This window comes from Mycobacterium genavense ATCC 51234, assembly GCF_000526915.1.
Taxonomy (GTDB): Bacteria; Actinomycetota; Actinomycetes; order Mycobacteriales; family Mycobacteriaceae; genus Mycobacterium; species Mycobacterium genavense.
The window spans coordinates 165435-183854 of record NZ_JAGZ01000009.1 but is presented as its reverse complement, the minus strand read 5'-3'; the positions used below and the strand labels follow the sequence as shown (position 1 = coordinate 183854).

Sequence of the window (18420 nt, the reverse complement as noted above, 5' to 3'; positions counted from 1 at the left end):
GAGGATGCCCCCACACACCGCATTGGACCGCGTCGAGGACGCGGTGCGGCGTCGTGGCGTCGATCTTGTCGAGCTGTCGCACGCAATCCACGCCGAGCCTGAGCTGGCTTTCGCCGAGCATCGCAGCTGCGCCAAAACCCAAGCCCTGGTCGCCGAGCGCGGCTTCGAGGTCACCGCGGCGCCCGGCGGTCTGGACACCGCCTTCCGGGCGGATTTCGGCAGCGGGGGCCTGGTTGTCGGGGTCTGCGCCGAGTACGACGCGCTGCCCGAGATCGGACACGCCTGCGGCCACAACATCATCGCGGCGTTGGCGGTGGGCGCCGCGCTGGCGCTGGCCGAGGTGGCCGACGAGCTCGGCCTGACCGTCGCCCTGGTCGGCACGCCCGCCGAGGAGGCCGGCGGCGGCAAGGCGCTGCTACTTGAGGCCGGGACGTTCGACGACGTCGCGGCGGCCGTGATGCTGCACCCGGGGCCGACCGATATCGCGGCCGCGCGTTCGCTGGCGCTCTCGGAGGTGACTGTCGACTACCGCGGCACGGAATCGCATGCCGCCGTCGCCCCGCATCTGGGCGTCAACGCCGCCGACGCCGTCACCGTCGCGCAGGTCGCCATCGGCGTGCTGCGCCAGCAACTGGCGCCGGGGCAGTTGGTCCACGGGATCGTCACCAACGGCGGGCAGGCGGTCAACGTCATTCCCGGCCACGCCGCAGTGCAGTACGCGATGCGCGCGGTCGAGCTGGATTCGCTACGGGAACTGGAGGGCAGGATGTTTGCCTGCTTTGCCGCAGGCGCCCTGGCCACCGGCTGCGAATACGAAATCGACACGCCGTCACCGGCATACGCCGAGCTGCGGCCCGACCGGTGGCTGGCCGAGATTTGCCGGGAAGAGATGCGCCGGCTGGGACGCGAGCCGGTGGCGCCCGAGTTCGAGACGGCGCTGCCGATAGGCAGCACCGACATGGGCAACGTGACGCAGGTGCTGCCGGGCATTCACCCGGTGATCGGCGTCGACGCCGGGGGCGCGACGGTGCATCAGCGCGCATTCGCCACCGCCGCCGCCGGCCCGAGCGCCGACCGCGCGGTCATCGAGGGCGCGGTGATGCTGGCGCGCACGGTCGTGCACCTCGCCCAGGACGGCACCGAACGCGACCGGGTGATCGCCGGGGTGGAACGCCGGGCCGCCACATGAGCCTGGTCGACACCGCCGAATCCTGGCTGGCCGCCCACTACGACGACCTGGTCGAGTGGCGCCGGCACATCCACCGCTACCCGGAGCTGGGCCGGCAGGAGTACGCCACCACGCAGTTCGCCGCCGAGCGGTTGGCCGACGCGGGGCTGAACCCCAAGGTGCTGCCCGGCGGTACCGGGCTGACGTGTGATTTCGGACCCGACCACGAGCCCCGCATCGCGCTGCGCGCCGACATGGACGCGCTGCCGATGGCCGAGCGCACCGACGCGCCGTATGCCTCGACGATGCCCAACGTCGCACACGCCTGCGGGCACGACGCGCACACCGCGATCTTGCTGGGCACCGCGCAGGCGCTGGCCTCGGTGCCCGAACTGCCGGTCGGGGTGCGGCTGATCTTTCAGGCCGCCGAGGAGCTGATGCCCGGCGGCGCGATCGACGCCATCGCCGCCGGAGCGCTCAGCGGGGTGTCCCGGATCTTCGCGCTGCACTGCGATCCCCGGCTCGAGGTCGGCAAGGTCGCGGTCCGGCAAGGCCCGATCACCTCGGCGGCCGACCACATCCACATCACGCTGTATTCGCCGGGCGGCCACACCTCGCGGCCGCATCTGACCGCCGACCTGGTCTACGGCCTCGGCACGCTGATCACCGGGGTGCCCGGCGTCCTGTCGCGGCGCCTGGACCCGCGCAACGGCACCGTCCTGGTGTGGGGGGCGGTCAACGCCGGGGTGGCGGCCAACGCCATTCCGCAGAGCGGCCAGCTGTCCGGCACCGTGCGCACCGCCAGCCGGCACACCTGGCTCGAGCTGGAGGACGTCATCCGTCGGGCGGTCGATTCGCTGCTGGCGCCGCTGGGCATCGAACACACCATGCAGTACCGGCGCGGGGTGCCCCCGGTGGTCAACGAGGAGGTTTCGACTCGCATCCTCACCCACGCGATCGAGGGAGTCGGCCCCGAGGCGCTGGCCGACACTCGGCAGTCCGGCGGCGGCGAGGATTTCTCCTGGTATCTCGAGGAGGTTCCCGGCGCGATGGCCCGGCTGGGCGTGTGGCCGGGCGAGGGACCGCAGCTGGATCTGCACCAGCCGAATTTCGATCTCGACGAACGCGCGCTGGGGATCGGACTGCGGGTGATGGTCAACATCGTCGAGCAGTCGGCGATCTTCTCCTGACGCCCTAAGCGGAGGTCCCCGGGCCGATGTTGCGGGCCGGGCGGGTCCGCAGGTCGTGAACGTATTCCATTGGCGCGCCAGCGATTTCGGCGGCATCGGCCATCACGCCGAGGTACCGCGCGGACGGCAGCCCGCCCTCCCAGGCGTCGAGCACATACAGCCACGCCAGCACCGGATCGGTGTCGGTGTCCGACGACGTGCGCTCGACCCGGCACCGGATCTTCTTGTGGATGCCGAACTCGGAGCCCTCCCACCGGTCCAGGCTCATCTCGTCGGCCGGCGTCATGTCGTAGAGCACGACGAACACCTTGGAATCGGGATCCTCGACGACGGTGGCCAGGGCGCCCTCCCAGCCGATGTCCTCGCCGCCGAAGGTCAGCCGCCACCCGTGCAGCCAGCCCGTGCCGGCCATCGGGGAATGCGGTGCCCGCTTCTGCATCTGCTCGGGATGCATGTTCGATCCGTAGGCGGCGTAGAGCGGCACGGATGAAAGCTTAAACAACGGGTGCTCGCCCGGTATTCATCCGGCGGTCCGGAACGTCCTTGGATTAGGTTGGGGCTGTGGTGAGCCGCATCGTGATCCTCGGTGGAGGCCCGGCCGGTTACGAAGCCGCGCTGGTGGCCGCCACGTCACACCCAGATACCACCGACGTCACCGTCATCGACTCGGAAGGCATCGGCGGGGCGGCCGTGCTGGACGACTGCGTACCGTCCAAGACGTTCATCGCCTCGACCTGGCTGCGCACCGAGCTGCGCCGGGCGCCGCGGCTGGGTTTCGACATCGACATCGACGACGCGAAGATCTCGCTGCCGCAGGTCCACCAGCGGGTCAGGGCGCTGGCCGCCGAGCAGTCCGCCGACATCACCGCCGACCTGCTCAGCAAGGGCGTGCGGGTGGTCTCCGGCCGCGGCGAGCTGATCGACCCCGAACCCGGGCTGGCCCGGCACCGCATCAAGGCCACCCATTCCGACGGCTCGACCAGCGAGTACGAGGCCGACGTGGTGTTGATCGCCACCGGCGCCAGCCCGCGCGTGCTGCCGTCGGCCCAACCCGACGGCGAGCGGATCCTGACCTGGCGCCAGCTGTACGACCTCGAGGCGCTGCCCGAGCATCTGATCGTGGTGGGCTCCGGGGTGACCGGTGCCGAGTTCGTGCACGCCTACACCGAGTTGGGCGTGCCGGTCGCGGTGGCGGCCAGCCGCGACCGGGTGCTGCCCTACGAGGACGCCGACGCCGCGCTGGTGCTGGAGGAGGCGTTCGCCGAACGCGGCGTCGAGCTGATCAAGAACGCCCGCGCGGAATCGGTCACCCGCACCGAGACCGGGGTCCTGGTCACGATGACCGACGGCCGGACCGTGGAGGGCAGCCACGCCCTGATGACGACCGGCTCGGTGCCCAACACCAGCGGCCTCGGTCTGGAGCGGGTCGGCATCGAGCTGGACGCCGGTGACTACTTGAAGGTCGACCGGGTTTCGCGGACGTCGGTGCCCGGCATCTAGGCCGCCGGAGACTGCACCGGGCTGCTGCTGCTGGCGTCGGTGGCCGCCATGCAGGGCCGCATCGCGATGTATCACGCGCTCGGCGAGGGCGTCAGCCCGATCCGGCTGCGCACGGTCGCCTCGACGGTGTTCACCCGGCCGGAGATCGCCGCCGTCGGCGTGCCGCAGTCGGCCATCGACAACGGTTCGGTGCCGGCCCGCACGATCATGCAGCCGCTGCGCACCAACGCGCGGGCCAAGATGTCCGGCCTGCAGCAGGGTTTCGTCAAGCTGTTCTGCCGGCAGGCCACCGGCGTGGTCATCGGCGGGGTGGTGGTGGCGCCGATCGCCTCCGAGCTGATCCTGCCGATCGCCGTGGCCGTGCAAAACCGCATCACCGTCACCGAGCTGGCACAGACGCTGGCCGTCTACCCGTCGCTGTCCGGGTCAATCACCGAGGCCGCCCGCCGGCTGATGGCACACGACGATCTGGACTAGCGTTTTCCGAGTGAGGAGTCCGTTCCCGTGAGTGAGCTGTTGTCCATACTGGGCCCGCCGCAACGAGCGCAAGCCTGGGAGCGACTGGGCGCCGAACAGTTCGACGTCGTCGTGATCGGCGGCGGGGTGGTGGGCTCCGGCTGCGCGCTGGATGCCGCCACCCGCGGCCAGAAGGTCGCACTGGTCGAGGCCCGCGACCTGGCCTCGGGGACCTCGAGCCGGTCGTCGAAGATGTTCCACGGCGGGCTGCGCTACCTCGAGCAGCTGGAGTTCGGCCTGGTGCGTGAGGCGCTCTACGAGCGCGAGCTGTCGCTGACCACGCTCGCGCCGCATCTGGTCAAGCCGCTGCCGTTCCTGTTCCCGTTGACCCATCGGTGGTGGGAGCGGCCCTACGTCGCGGCGGGCATCTTCTTATACGACAGCCTGGGCGGCGCGAAATCCGTTCCCGCGCAAAAGCATTTGACACGCGCGGGGGCGCTGCGGCTCAGTCCCGGGCTGAAACGGTCGTCCTTGATCGGTGGGATCCGTTACTACGACACCGTCGTCGACGACGCCCGGCACACGATGACGGTCGCGCGCACCGCCGCGCATTACGGCGCCGTGGTGCGCTGCTCGACCCAGGCGGTAGCGTTGCTGCGCGAGGGTGACCGGGTGATCGGGGTGCGGGTGCGCGACTCCGAGGACGGCTCGGTGACCGAGGTGCGCGGGCACGTCGTGGTCAACGCGACCGGGGTGTGGACCGACGAGATCCAGGCATTGTCCAAGCAGCGCGGGCGATTTCAGGTCCGCGCGTCCAAGGGCGTGCACGTGGTGGTGCCGCGGGACCGGATCGTCAGCGATGCCGCGATCATCCTGCGCACCGAGAAGTCGGTGATGTTCATCATCCCGTGGGGCAGCCACTGGATCATCGGAACCACCGACACCGACTGGAATCTCGACCTGGCACACCCGGCGGCCACCAAGGCCGACATCGACTACATCCTGTCCACCGTCAACACCGTGCTGGCCACCCCGCTGTCGCATGCCGACATCGACGGCGTGTACGCGGGGCTGCGGCCGCTGCTGGCCGGGGAGAGCGAGGAGACCTCCAAGCTGTCGCGGGAGCATGCCGTCGCGGTGCCCGCGCCCGGCCTGGTCGCGATCGCCGGCGGTAAGTACACCACCTACCGGGTGATGGCTGCCGACGCGATAGATGCTGCGTCGCAATTCATTCCGGCCCGGGTGGCGCCGTCGATCACCGAGAAGGTGAGCCTGCTGGGCGCCGACGGGTACTTCGCCCTGATCAATCAGATCGAGCACGTCGGGGAGCTGGTGGGCCTGCACCCGTACCGGGTGCGCCATCTGCTGGATCGGTACGGCTCGCTGATGGACGACGTGCTGGCGCTGGCCGCCGACCGTCCCGAACTGCTGAGCCCGATCACCGACGCGCCGGGCTACCTGTTGGTGGAGGCGCTGTATGCCGTCGTCGCCGAGGGTGCCCTGCATCTCGAGGACATCCTGGCCCGGCGGATGCGGGTCTCGATCGAATACCCGCACCGCGGCGTCGACTGCGCCCGCGAGGTCGCCGAGCTGGTCGCCCCCGTGCTGGGGTGGAGCGCCTCCGACGTCGATCGCGAGGTCGCCAACTACACCGCGCGGGTGGAGGCCGAGATCTTGTCCCAGGCCCAGCCCGACGACGTGTCGGCCGACGAGCTGCGGGCCAGTGCGCCCGAAGCGCGGGCCGAGATCCTCGAGCCGGTGCCCCTCAATTGAGTTTCCGGTGAAACCGGCGCCGCTACCGGTGCGCGACGGATTGGGCCCGGCGCGGGTCCGGCTGCACGGCGGGGCGGTGCTGGCCGAGCTGACCGCGCGGTTCGGCGCGCAGGCCCGGGCCAAGGTGCTGGCCGGTGAGGTCGTCGATGCCGACGGTGTGGTGATCGACGCGGCCGCGGTGCGCCCCGCCGGCGCCAGCGTCTACCTCTACCGCGACCTGCCCGACGAGGTGCCGGTCCCCTTCGCAATCCCGCTGCTGTATCGCGACGACGACATCGTGGTCGTCGACAAGCCGCACTTTCTGGCCACCATGCCCCGGGCAGTGACGTCGCGCAGACCGCGCTGGTGCGGCTGCGCAACGAGCTCGGTCTGCCCGAGCTCAGTCCCGCCCACCGGCTCGACCGGCTGACGGCCGGGGTGCTGCTGTTCACCACGCGCCGCGAGGTGCGCGGTGCCTACCAGATGCTGTTCGCCCGGGGTTTGGTGCACAAGACGTATCTGGCCGCCGCGCCGGTGGATCCGACGCTGGCGTTGCCGCGTGTGGTTCGCAGTCGAATCATCAAGCGCAGCGGGCACTTACAGGCCGTCGTCGAGCCCGGAGAGCCCAACGCCGAAACGCTGGTGGAACTGGTATCGCCGGACGGCCGCTACCGGCTGACCCCGCGCACCGGGCGCACCCATCAATTGCGGGTGCACATGGCGTCGCTGGGGTTGCCGATCATCGGAGATCCGTTGTACCCCAAGGTGATCGAGGTGCCCGCCGACGACTTCAGCACTCCGCTGCGGTTGCTCGCCCAGCGCATCGAGTTCGACGATCCGTTCACCGGGTCGTGCCGCATGTTCGTCAGCCGCCGCGAGATTGGCTGCACTGGCGATCACCGCGACGCAGGATCAGCTTGCGAATCTCGCTGGCCCACAGCACCGTGCTGGCCAAGGCGATGCACACCGCCCACTGGTCCAAAGACAGCGGCTCGGTGGTGAAGGCCGTGTTCAGCAGCGGCAGCTGCACCACCGCCACCTGTAGCAACGCCGAGAAGGCAATCGCCGCCCACAGCCAGCCGTTGGCGAACAGGCCACGGAACACGGTTTGCGTCTCCGACCGGGCGTTGAGGGTGTTGAACAGCTGGCTGAGCACCAGCACGGTGAAGCCGGCGGTGCGGGCCGTGTCGAGCGACGACGGCATCGGGCCGCCCGGGACGTAGAGGTGGATCGTCAGCAGTGTCGCAGCCGCGACGGCGGCGCCGATCACGACGATGTTGTTCCACATCCGCCCGTCGATGACCCGATCCGACGCCGCCCGCGGCGGTTCACTCATCAGGTCTTCGGTCTGGGGGTCCGCACCCAACGCCAGGGCAGGGGCGCCGTCGGTGAGCAGGTTGATCCACAGAATCTGGGTGGCCAGCAGCGGCAACGCCACGGTGTGCGCCTGCGATAGGCCGATCGCCCCGGCCAGGACCACCCCGAAAAAGACCGTCAGGACTTCCCCCATGTTGGAGGACAGCAAATAGCGCAGCGACTTCTTGATGTTGGCGAAGATGCCGCGGCCCTCGCGGATGGCCCGCACGATCGTCGCGAAGTTGTCGTCGGCGAGAATCATCTTCGCCGCTTCTCTGGCAACGTCGGTGCCGGTGCGGCCCATGGCGATACCGATGTCTGCCGACTTCAGGGCGGGCGCATCGTTGATCCCCTCCCCGGTCACTGCCACGATCTCATGATCGGACTGCAGGGCGCCGATGATGCGCAATTTGTCGGCGGGAGCGAGCTGGGTGTATTGCGAGTGGTTGCGCACCGTTTCCCGGAGCTGATCGTCGTCCTGGACGGCGATCTCGGAGCCGGACACCGCCGACTCGCTGTCTTCGATCCCGAGCTCGCGCGCGATGCGCGCCGCCGCTCGCGGATGGTCGCCGGTGATCATCACGACCCGGACCCCGGCACGGCGGGCGTCGGCGATGGCCGCTGCAACTCCTGGGCGAGGGGGCTCGGTGATGCCGACCATCTCCACATACGCCAGCGTCTGGTCGGGTTGGTCAGCCGATGCCGGGTAGGCCACCGCTACGGCGTGCAGCGCGTCGCGGATGAGCCGCTCGGCGTCGCAACGGATGGTCGCTTTCATCGGGTCGTCCAGCGGTAGGAGTCGATCGCCGATTCGCAGATGTGTGCAGCGGTCCACTACGACGGCGGGATCGCCCTTGGTCGCGCCGGCCGTGGTTCGGTGCGGGCGGGTGCCGAACTTTCTCCGCGCGACCACGAAGGCCGCCTCGATCCGATCCCCCTCGGCAATCCACTGGCCGTCCTGTTCCTGAAGCGATGCGGTCGCGCCGGTACCGTCGTCACCCAGCACCAATGCCGTTTGACGCCATAGGGTTTCACCTTCCGGGAGGCGTGCTCCGTCGTGCTCGAAACTGCCTTCCGGCCGGTAGCCCGCACCCGTGACGGTGACCTCGCCGACCGGGGTGACGACTCGTACCACCGTCATCTCCCCGGTCGTGAGGGTGCCGGTCTTGCCCGAGCAGATCACCGAGGCCGATCCCAGCGTCTCGGCCGACGAGAGTTGTTTGACGACGGCGTTTTCGGCGGCCATCTGCCGCGTTCCCAGCGCCAGCACGACCGACATGATCGCGGGCAGCCCCTCCGGCACCGCGGCCACGGCCAGCGAGACGCCGAGCAGCACTGCGGTGACCACGTCGTGGGCGCTGTGGGCGCCGAAGACGACAAAAATGCAGGCGATCACCACGAGGCCGAGAACCAACACAGCGATCCCGAGAACACGGCTGGCGCGGTCGATCTCACGCTGCAACGGCGTCGCGTCGTCGTCGACGGCCCGCACCAGGCCGGCGATCTGGCCCGTCTGCGTTGCCATTCCGGTGGCAGTCACCACCGCCCGAGCGACCCCCTTGGTGACCGCCGTGCCCTTAAACACCATGCCGGCTTTCCCGGCCGACGCCGTCGGCCCGGCGTGGTCCCGCGGATCTTTACGGGCCGGCTCGCTTTCCCCGGTCAACGCCCTCTCCAGCACCTCGAGCCTGTCGGCCGACAGCAGCCTGGCATCGGCGGCCACGGCGTCGCCCTCCGACAGCAACAGCACGTCACCGGGCACCACTTCGCTTGCGGCAACTCTGCATTCGATCCCGTCGCGCACCACGGTCGCCGCGGTTGCCGTCATCCGCGTCAAGGCGTCGACCGCGTGGCCTCCTGTCCGTAACCCAGGACGGCGTTGAGGACCAGGATGGCGCCGATCACCACAGCATCTACCGGCCATTCGGAGGCGCCCTCGATGGCCCAAACCCCAAGGGAGGCAACCAGTGCGGCCAATAGCAGGTAAACCAGCGGACTGCGGAACTGGCTGACGATCTTTTTCCACTTCGGCTGCGGCGGGACATGTCCGACGTCGTTCGGTCCCAACGCGACCAGGCGGCGGGCGGCCTCGTGCGCGGTCAAGCCGACCTCGCAATCGGTTCGGAGCCGTTCGACGACGACGGCCGGATCGAGAAGCGCAGGATCAGGATCGACCAGGGCGCACACGCGTCATCAGCCGCTCGCCGAGGCCTTGCGGCGGGACTCGATCATGCGGTTGTGCACGATGTGTTCGACCAGGATCTGAACAAAAGTCTGGACGGGCGCATTGACGAATTGTTGGGCGACCTCGTCACACCAGCCCTTGATCTGGGCGGTGCGTTGCTCGTCCCCAAGTCCCTCGTGACGGGCCAGCTTGTCTGCGACCTCGGCCACCGATCGCGAAACCGTCGAACGACTGGCCGGCGCGACGTCGGTGTCGGCGGGTACTTGCGTCTCGGTCAACAACTTTCGCGCGGTCTGTTCATCGGTGTCCGGACGGATGACGTGCAGCGTGAGGTGACGGCCGTCTTCGCCGATCAGGATGACACTGGTCGGCTCGTTACTAATGAAAACCAGCAATCTGATTGTGCGCCCGGCGATTTCGGTCAGGGGTGGCGTCTGATCCCAGCCGTTGCGGCGGTAACCCACCATCACGACCTGTCCCAGCCGGTCGGACACCGATGTCACCAAGTCGGGCAACTCGTCGACCAAATTCTGCGACCGGGGCCACCAAGCTCCGTCGAGATGCTCCGACAAGCCTCGATGCGGCTTGAGTTGCACTCGGGAATTGCGATTATCGGCAACCACTTTCGACTCCTTGGGTCAGTCGGGCCGACTCGTCGCCCGAGATTTGTCGTTGAATTACGTCAGACGCCCGTCGTAGCAGGTTGGGAGCAATCGCAGGCAGCGCACTGGCCACCGCGGCCCCGAGCAAGGCCTGGCCCCAGCCCAACGGGTCTACCGGGGTGCAGCCGAACAGCTGGCTGAGCCCCGGGGTGCTGACCACCACCACCAGAACTCCCAGCGAACCGACCGACGTCAACACCACCAGGGGGGCGTGCGAGTCGACCAGCGTCTGGGCGAGTTGGGTGCCGACCAGTGCGATCAGCCCGACGGTCGCGGCGCGCTGCGGCATGCCGGTCACGCTGGCCATCGTCCAGGCCAGCGTGCTACCGATCGTGGTCGCGGCACCGCGAATCCCGATCGCGCGCCACATCGCTGCCTCGTCGCGGTCCTGATCGGCGGTGCCGGTTTGCGGGCTGACGGCCAGCGCGGCGGCGGGCAGCGCGTCGGTCAGCATGTTGACCAACAGCATTTGCCGGGCGTTAACACCGACCGCCCAGTCAAAAGTGCGGTGATCGTTGCGAAGCACGCCTCGCCGAGGTTGCCGCCCGACAGCATTGACACCGCGGAGTGCACTCGCTGCCACAGCTGCTGGCCTTCGTCGAGAGCATCGAGCAGCGCTTCGATCCGTTCGTCGAGCAGCACCACGTCGGCCGCACTGCGCGCCGCATCGCTGCCGCGAGCAGCCACCCCGACGCCCACGCTCGCCGCCCGGATCGCGGCGGCGTCGTTGACACCGTCGCCGCCCATCGCCGTGACGAGGCCGGCCCGCTCGAGGGTTTGGACCACGTCGATCTTGTCTTCCGGCGTCATCCGGGCGAAGACCAGACACGACGCGACGGTCTGTGCCCGCTCGTCGGCGGAGAGCGCTTCCCAGTCGCTGCCGGTGATCACCTGATCGGCGTTCACCTCGATGCCCAGCTCGCGAGCGATCACCATCGCGGTGGAGGGATGATCGCCGGTGATCAGCCGGACCCCGATACCGCGCTCGGAAAGGCTCTGCAGCAGGGCGCGGGCCATCGGCCGCGGAGTATCCGCCAACCCGATCAGACCGATCGGGGTGAGCTGGGACGTGCACACGCTTTCCAGATAGCCGGGGTTGGCCGCCGCGGCGGCTGCTTGGTGCGAGGTGAGTTCGCGCTCGGCCACCGCCAGCACTCGAAGACCGTTGGCCGCCATCTCGTCGACCTGCTGTGCCAATGGCTGGTTGTTGTGCCGCAGCGCTGACGCGAGTGCCTCGGGTGAGCCCTTGATGGTCAGTCGAGTGCCGACCAGCGCGGCGGCGAACGGCCGGCCGGACGACTGGAACGGCAGGAACGCGTCGCGGCTCTGCCGGGGTCGAGGTGGCAGCCCGTCGCCCCGCAGCTCCGGGTCGTCGGCGGCCTGGGTGATCGCGTCGTCGGTGGCGTGGTCGACACGGTGGGTGTGCCTGGCGTAGCTGGTGCTCATCGCCGCGTCGAGCACCTGCGCCGCGGTGTAACCCGGCAGCGGGCGCACCGATTTGACGCTCAGCCGGTTTTCGCTGAGCGTTCCGGTCTTGTCGAAGCAGACCACGTTCAACCGGGCCAGCGCCTCGATCGAGTGCGGATTACGGATCAGGACCGATCGGTCGGTGAGGCGGCGGGCAGCGGACAGCTGCGCCAGGGTGGCCACCAACGGCAACCCCTCCGGAACGGCCGCGACGACCAATGTGACCACACCGCGTCGCGCAACAAGGTGCCCCGCATCAGGCTGATCAGCCCGACCAAGCCGCCGCTGGCAAAGCTGAATGGCAACGCCCGGCCGGTGATATGTCGCAGCTGCCGCTGCAGGCCGACTTCCTGCAACTTCCGCGGGGCCATCGCCAACGCTCGGCGCATCTCCGAGCGTGAGCTCGCCGCGGTTACCACGGCCGCCGCCGTGCCCGCGACAATCGTGGTGCCGGCATAGATCATGCAGGCGCTCGGCGAGCGGAGCCCCCGGTGTTGGCTCGGGCTGCTTTGCCACCGGCAGCGATTCGCCGGTCAGTGTGGATTCGTCGACTTCGACATTGGTCGTGTGCAACAGCCGGGCGTCGGCGGGGACCACCTCGTCGGCATGGACCTCGATGATGTAGCCGAGCCGCAGTCGCCGAGTGGGAATCTTCTCGTGGCGCTGCGCCTTCACGGGGCCCACAAATCGGCGCGCGGGCGGATCCTGCACGGCCAGCAGGCGATCCAGTGTGCGTTCGGCGTACAGCTGCTGCTCGGCGGACAACGCTGCGTTGGACAACAGCACACTGCCGACCAGGACTGCATCCAGCGGGGAACCGAGCAGCGCGCTGGCCAGCGCCCCGGTGGCCAGCAGCGGGGTGATCGGGTCCGACAGGTCGCCGCGCATCTCGCCGGCGAAATCGCGCAGCAGACCCCACGAGGTCGCGGCGGCATCGTGCAGCGCACGAACCGCCGGCCGCTGCGACCACCACGCCGGGGCTTCGCTCGGACGTTGGTCGGTCGGGCGGGGCAACAGCCGCTGCACCTCCGTAACGGGCAGCGCGTGCCATTCGTGGCTGGTCTCCGGCTCGGGCAGCGGATCGCGAAACGCCTTCGCGGCTGCCCGGTATCCGATCCAGAGACTGGTGACCATGCCGATGTTGACCGATGTCGAACTGCGTCCGGGCACACCGGGAATCAGCATCAAGGCGCCCAGCGCCGAAGCCGAGGCGGACAGCCGGACGGCACCCTCGGTGGCGGAGCGGGCGGCGGGCAGTGCGTGCAGCACACGCCAGGCACCGGTTAGGTCGTCGACCATCACGTCGGTGCCCCAGGGCGGAGGCAACCGATCGCGCAGCACGCCGATTGTGATGTCGGACCGGTGCGCGGCCCGCATCTCCGCCGTGGTCAACAACGCCACGGTGGCGCCGCCGGCCTTCAGTTCGGCCACCGCCGCCGCCACCGCGTGGTCGATCGAACCGTCGGTGGGATAGAGTTGGTCGAATCCCCTTGCTAGAGAACGTAATCCATCGTCATCCAGGGAGAAGATCCGCGGTTGGGAGCGGCGCGCTTCGGTCAGCACCGCCGCGGCGAACGGATCGCGGACCGGGCTGATCAGCGCCTGGCCGACATTGCCGGCGCCCGGGATGTCGGCCAGCTGGTGCCATCCCGGCTCCAGGCCGTCGTTTTCCAGTGCGGCCCGCACCGCTTCCCACGCGTGGGAACGTGCCGAATTCTCCACGCCCAGAACGCGAATGACCATCAGCTCATCGGTGTAGAGCGCTCGCGGGTCGATCATGATCGCGTCAATCCGATCCAGTGACCGCAACACGCGGGGGTGTAGCACCAGCGCGTCACGGTGGACGTTGAGGCCGCTGCTCATCGCACAGGCGAATGCCTCACGCACGGTGCGCAACGGCTTCGGGACGGTACTCAGCGCCGTGGCACCGGCCATGTCGAGATTTCGTGACAGCAGACCGACCACGGCGCCGGCACCGATGCCGGCCAGGCCGATGCGGTTCGCGTAGTGCTCGGCGGGACCGTCGGGCGAGCGGGGGCGATCGCGTGGCGCCAACGGCGCGTCGTCCGGAATCGGTTGGCAGCTCAGCGCGGGTTCGTGCGGGGTCCATGCCAGCCGGCAGGTCCACGCCTCCACCGCCAGCAGCGTGTTGGTAGTGGCCTCCGCGGCCGCCGCCGTCGGCGACAGTGTCAGCGCGGCGGTAGCGGCGTTGACCAAACCGAAGAGCACATCGGTTCCCTCGGGCCCGAGGCGTTGCTCCAGCTCTCGGCGTACTCGCGACAGGTGATCGGCCAGCGTCGGTGCCACGGCCACCAAATCGGGCAGTCGGGGCAACCGGAGCAGGCTGCCGGTCAAAGAAAGGCCGAGGCCCACGGTGGCGGCGGTAGCCGCGAGCATCCGCGCCATCATCAGCGCATCGTCGCCCGGCAGGGTGGTGGGGTGTTGTCACGCGACGCCGATTCCGTCGCGTGATTCGGCATTCTCGACGATCCGGCACAGTTCGGTCCGCGAGGGCACGTGGGCGGCTTCGGTATCCAGGGTGATCACGATCCGCGCCAGGGCGCGGTTGAGGAACGCCGCACGAACGCCCGCCGTGCCGCGGACGGCGGCCAGTACGTCGGTAGCGATGGCCGCGGCATGCTCTCCGCCGAGACCCCGCACCTCGATCCAGCACCGCGGTCCGCTGCGGCTGGTACGGCGTGCCGCGGGACCGCCCAGCGCCTCGATCACGACGCCCGCCGCCGCGCGGGTGAGCGACGAAACATCCGGCGCGGCATCGGTTAACGACTTGCCCATGCCGAGCGCCACGCCGGTGCCGGCGAGCGTGGTGTGTGCAACCTCGGCCGCCGCGACAACGCCTGCGGTGAGTGCCAGCTGGGTACCGCTCACGGCATTGCGCAGGGTGCTTGCCACCAGAGAAGAACCCGGCAACCCACGCGGTGCGATCACGTCGTCAGACTATTCGCCGGCGGCGTGGATCAGAGGAGCCGTAAGACCCTCCTTCGGGGGCTTTCGTCACTTGTGCGAGGTCTCCGAATACGGCGAACATTTGTGTCGGGCGCCTCGCGTTTTTCGTTCTGCTGCGCGACAACTCACGTTCAGGGAGGTTGCACCGTTGCGTAGCGCCTATCACAAACAGCTGGCCGAGCTGACCACGCAACTGGGCGAAATATGCGGTCTGGCCGGCGCCGCGATGAAGCTAGCGACGCAGGCTCTGCTCGAGGCTGACGTCCATGCCGCCGAGCAGGTGATGCGCGACCACCAGCGAATCGTGGCGTTGCGGGCCCAAGTGGAAAAGGAAGCCTTCGCGTTGCTGGTGTTGCAACAACCCGTCGCCAGCGAATTACGGGCGGTGTTCAGCTCGATACAAATCATCGCTGACGTGGAACGGATAAGCGTGCTGGCGGTGCACATAGCGAAGATCGCCCGGCGAGATCACCCGAAGCACGTGTTGCCCGCCGAAGTCAGCGAGTACTTCGCGGCCATGGCCAAGGTGGCAATTGCATTGGGCGACAGTGCGAAATGCGCGCTGATATCCAGCGATCCGCGACAAGCCGGTTTGCTTCACGAGCAAGGCGACGCGATGGACGACCTTTACCGCGAGCTGTTCGGAGTGCTGATAGATCGGGAATGGCAGCACGGTGTCCTCACCGGTGTCGAGACGGCATTGCTGGGCCGCTTCTACGAGCGCTTCGCCGACCACGCCGTGGAGATCGGCCGGCGCGTCATCTTCATAACGAGTGGTGTGCTGCCGGCCGACGACGAGATATCGGTGTACTGACGGCAATCGGCCGCCGCGCGGCGATTCGACGTCTATAAGTTGGTTATGAGCCAAGAACCCGTGCTGGTCATCGTTGCCGGCTATCAGGGCCTCGATGCGGCCCGTCACGACTTTGAAACGCTGACCGACCGCGCCGGGAGCCAAAGCCTCACGGTGCGCGACTCGGTGCTGGTCGGCAAGGACGCGCAGGGCAATCGCGTGTTCGTCGACGGCGGCGATCGGCTTCCCCGGCGCGGCGCCAAGTGGCGTGCCGGCGCCCTGGCGAGCCTCGTGAATCAGAAGATCAAGGCCGGGCTGTCCGACCAGATCGGGGAGCAGCTGGCCGCCGACGGCGCCGTGATCATCGTCGTGGCCCCGGCCGTGTCACGGCTGACGGTCGAGCAGGTGCTGGCCGGCTCGCCGATGAAATCGGTTGCGGAGCTGAGCCGTTCGACACCGCGCGGTGTCGGCGCGGCGCTGCAGGAGGCGATGGTCAAGTTCAACCCGGACCGCACCCGGCTGCCGATACCCCAGCGCAGCTTCGGCGGCACCATCGGCCGCACCGTGGCGGAGTCGGTCGGCGACTGGACGATCGTGCCCGGCGCCGCCGCACCCGACGGCGCACCGAACGTGCTGATCGTGCTGATCGACGACGCCGGCTTCGGCGGCCCGGACACCTTCGGCGGCGCCATCCGTACCCCGACACTGTCCCGGTTGGCGCGAACCGGGTTGGCCTACAACCGGTTTCACGTCACCGCGGTATGCTTGCCGACCCGTGCGGCGTTGCTGACCGGCCGCAACCATCACCGGGTCGGCTTCGGATCGGTCTGCGAGTTTCCGGGCCCCTACCCGGGCTACTCGACGGCCAAGCCACGAAGTTGTGCGGCGCTACCGCGCATACTGCGCGACAACGGTTATGTCACAGGCGCTTTCGGCAAATGGCATCTGACACCGGACAACGTGCAGGGAGCGGCGGGGCCGTTCGACAACTGGCCGCTCGGTTGGGGTTTCGACCACTTCTGGGGATTCCCGTCGGGCGCCGCCGGCCAGTACGACCCGATCATCACCCAGGACAACTCCGTGCTCGGCATACCCGACAGTCCAACGGGAGAAGGCGGCCGCCCGTATTACTTCCCCGACGACCTGACCGACAAGGCGGTGCAGTGGCTGCACACCGTGCGTGCCGCCAACCCCAGCAAGCCGTGGATGATGTACTACTGCACCGGCGCCACCCACGCGCCGCACCACGTGTTCGCCGAGTGGGCCGACAAGTACCGCGGCCAGTTCGACGAGGGCTGGGATGTGTACCGGCAGAAGACATTCGAACGGCAAAAGTAGCTCGGGATCATTCCCGCCGACGCCGAACTCACCGAGCGGCCCGATCTGTTCCCGGCGTGGGACAGCCTGTCGGAGACCCAGCGCAAACTCTATGCCCGGCAGATGGAGGTGTTCGCGGGGTTCTCGAGAAAACGCCGACTGGAACGTCGGTCGTCTGCTGGATGCGGTCGACGAGCTGGGCGAATCCGACAACACGCTGGTCTTCTACATCTGGGGCGACAACGGCGCCAGCATGGAAGGCACCAACACCGGTTCGTTCAACGAGATGACGTTCATCAACGGCCTCGACCTGTCCGCCGAGCAGCAGTTGCGGCTCATCGAGCAATACGGCGGGATCGAAGCGCTGGGCAACGAGGACACCGCACCGCATTTCGCGAGCGCCTGGGCGCACGCCAACAACACCCCCTTCCAATGGGGCAAACAGATGGGCAGTCACCTCGGCGGCACCCGCGATCCGATGGTGGTGGCCTGGCCCAGCTGGATCCGGCCCGACGGAGCAGTCCGCGACCAGTTCACGCACTGCATCGACATTGCGCCAACGGTGTTGGAGGCCATCGGTTTACCGGAACCTAGCAGTGTCGACGGCGTCGAGCAGGAGCCGATGGACGGCACCAGTTTCATCCACACCTTCGACGACGCGGCCGCCGAAGAGCGGCACACCGTGCAGTACTTCGAGAACTTCGGCAGCCGCGCGATCTACCACGACGGCTGGTGGGCCTGCGCCCGGCTGGACAAGGCGCCGTGGGACTTGTCGCCGCAGACGATGCAGCGGTTCGCCCCCGGCAACTACAACCCCGACGACGACGTCTGGGCGCTGTACTACCTGCCCGACGACTTCTCCCAGGCCGACAACCTGGCTGCCGAAAATCCCGACAAGCTCGCCGAGCTGATCGAACTGTGGTGGCGAGAAGCCGAAAAGAACCGCGTACTACCGCTTCTCGGGGGCCTCGCAGTGATGTTCGGCGATCTGCCACCGCTGCCCACCACCACGCGATTCCGTTTCGCCGGCGACGTGCAGAACATCCAGCGCGGCATGGTGCCGCGCATCTTCGGCCGTTCCTACGCGATCGAAGCGCGGCTGCACATCCCGACGCCGGCGCGCAGGGGGTGCTGGTGGCCAACGCCGACTTCATGGGCGGGTTGGCGTTGTGGGTGGACGAGGAACGCAAACTGCGCCATACGTATTCGTTCCTCGGCGTGCAGACCTATCGGCAGGTGTCGACGGAGCCCCTGCCCGTCGGCGACCTCACCGTGCGGATGCTGTTCGAATCCGCGCAGCCCGTCGTCGGTTCCGGTGGGCGCGTGACATTATGGGCCGACGATCGAATGATCGGCGAGGGCGAGCTGCCCCAAACGGTGAGCCTGTCCTTCACGTCGTATGCCGGGATGGACATCGGCCGCGACAACGGGTTGGTCATGGACCGGGATTACCAGGACCGCGCGCCGTATGCGTTCACCGGAACCGTCAAGGAGGTCGTCTTCGACCTGATGCCGGTTCCGGTGAACGCCGAGCAGGCGCTGCATCAGCACGCGTCCGTCCAAGCGGTGGGGCAGGGCGCGGCCGGTTAGCAGGCGCTGTCGAGCCT

General features: G+C 68.5%; 8 protein-coding genes and 4 pseudogenes. 7 read left to right on the top strand and 5 right to left on the bottom strand.

Going from position 1 to position 18420, the window contains the following annotated elements; genetic code table 11:
- Positions 1-4: 4 nt before the first annotated feature.
- Complete coding sequence (locus tag T428_RS0119070) at positions 5-1189, top strand: M20 family metallopeptidase (RefSeq protein WP_025737742.1); 1185 nt, start codon at positions 5-7, stop codon at positions 1187-1189.
- Complete coding sequence (locus T428_RS0119065) at positions 1186-2358, top strand: amidohydrolase (protein WP_025737741.1); 1173 nt, start codon at positions 1186-1188, stop codon at positions 2356-2358. The genes T428_RS0119070 and T428_RS0119065 overlap by 4 nt, the downstream gene beginning before the upstream one ends.
- Before the next feature lie 4 nt (positions 2359-2362).
- On the opposite strand, the gene T428_RS0119060 is transcribed toward T428_RS0119065, so the two are convergent.
- The gene (locus T428_RS0119060) at positions 2363-2842 is read right to left on the bottom strand and encodes a gamma-glutamylcyclotransferase family protein (protein ID WP_025737740.1); all 480 of its coding nucleotides are present in this window, start codon (positions 2840-2842) and stop codon (positions 2363-2365) included.
- A gap of 77 nt (positions 2843-2919) precedes the next feature.
- Between T428_RS0119060 and T428_RS29465 the strand changes: the two are divergent.
- The 3 genes and pseudogenes from T428_RS29465 to T428_RS29460 all read left to right on the top strand — a co-directional run.
- A pseudogene (locus T428_RS29465) lies at positions 2920-4335 on the top strand (NAD(P)H-quinone dehydrogenase).
- A gap of 27 nt (positions 4336-4362) precedes the next feature.
- Positions 4363-6087, top strand: coding sequence for a glycerol-3-phosphate dehydrogenase/oxidase (locus T428_RS0119050; protein WP_036468427.1), 1725 nt, complete (start codon positions 4363-4365; stop codon positions 6085-6087).
- Positions 6088-6094: 7 nt separating this feature from the next.
- Positions 6095-6987, top strand: a pseudogene (locus tag T428_RS29460) (pseudouridine synthase); the annotation flags it as partial.
- Here the strand turns inward: T428_RS29460 and T428_RS29455 are convergent.
- The 4 genes and pseudogenes from T428_RS29455 to T428_RS36170 form a co-directional block, all read right to left on the bottom strand.
- Positions 6932-9250 carry a cation-translocating P-type ATPase gene (locus T428_RS29455; RefSeq protein ID WP_245604991.1) on the bottom strand — a complete coding sequence of 773 codons (2319 nt, stop codon included), beginning with the start codon at positions 9248-9250 and terminating at the stop codon, positions 6932-6934. The pseudogene T428_RS29460 and the gene T428_RS29455 overlap by 56 nt on opposite strands.
- 5 nt (positions 9251-9255) lie before the next feature.
- A complete protein-coding gene (locus T428_RS34890; RefSeq protein ID WP_245604990.1) occupies positions 9256-9525 on the bottom strand; it encodes a cation-transporting P-type ATPase in 270 nt (89 codons plus the stop codon).
- Positions 9526-9615: 90 nt separating this feature from the next.
- Positions 9616-10230, bottom strand: coding sequence for a DUF5994 family protein (locus T428_RS0119035; protein WP_051465283.1), 615 nt, complete (start codon positions 10228-10230; stop codon positions 9616-9618).
- A pseudogene (locus T428_RS36170) lies at positions 10217-14610 on the bottom strand (cation-translocating P-type ATPase). Before T428_RS36170 ends, T428_RS0119035 begins: the two are co-directional and overlap by 14 nt.
- A 241-nt stretch (positions 14611-14851) precedes the next feature.
- Here T428_RS36170 and phoU point away from each other — a divergent pair.
- Positions 14852-15517 (top strand): phosphate signaling complex protein PhoU, encoded by a 666-nt coding sequence (phoU, locus tag T428_RS0119025; RefSeq protein ID WP_025737737.1) that lies wholly within the window; start codon positions 14852-14854, stop codon positions 15515-15517.
- A gap of 45 nt (positions 15518-15562) precedes the next feature.
- Positions 15563-18403, top strand: a pseudogene (locus T428_RS29445) (arylsulfatase).
- Positions 18404-18420 lie beyond the last annotated feature (17 nt).

Excerpts from the sequence above, each read along its gene's own strand:
- T428_RS0119065 (WP_025737741.1), top strand. The coding sequence starts at position 1,186 with ATGAGCCTGGTCGACACCGCCGAATCCTGGCTGGCCGCCCACTACGAC.
- T428_RS29455 (WP_245604991.1), bottom strand. The coding sequence starts at position 9,250 with ATGACGGCAACCGCGGCGACCGTGGTGCGCGACGGGATCGAATGCAGA.
- T428_RS0119070 (WP_025737742.1), top strand. The coding sequence starts at position 5 with ATGCCCCCACACACCGCATTGGACCGCGTCGAGGACGCGGTGCGGCGT.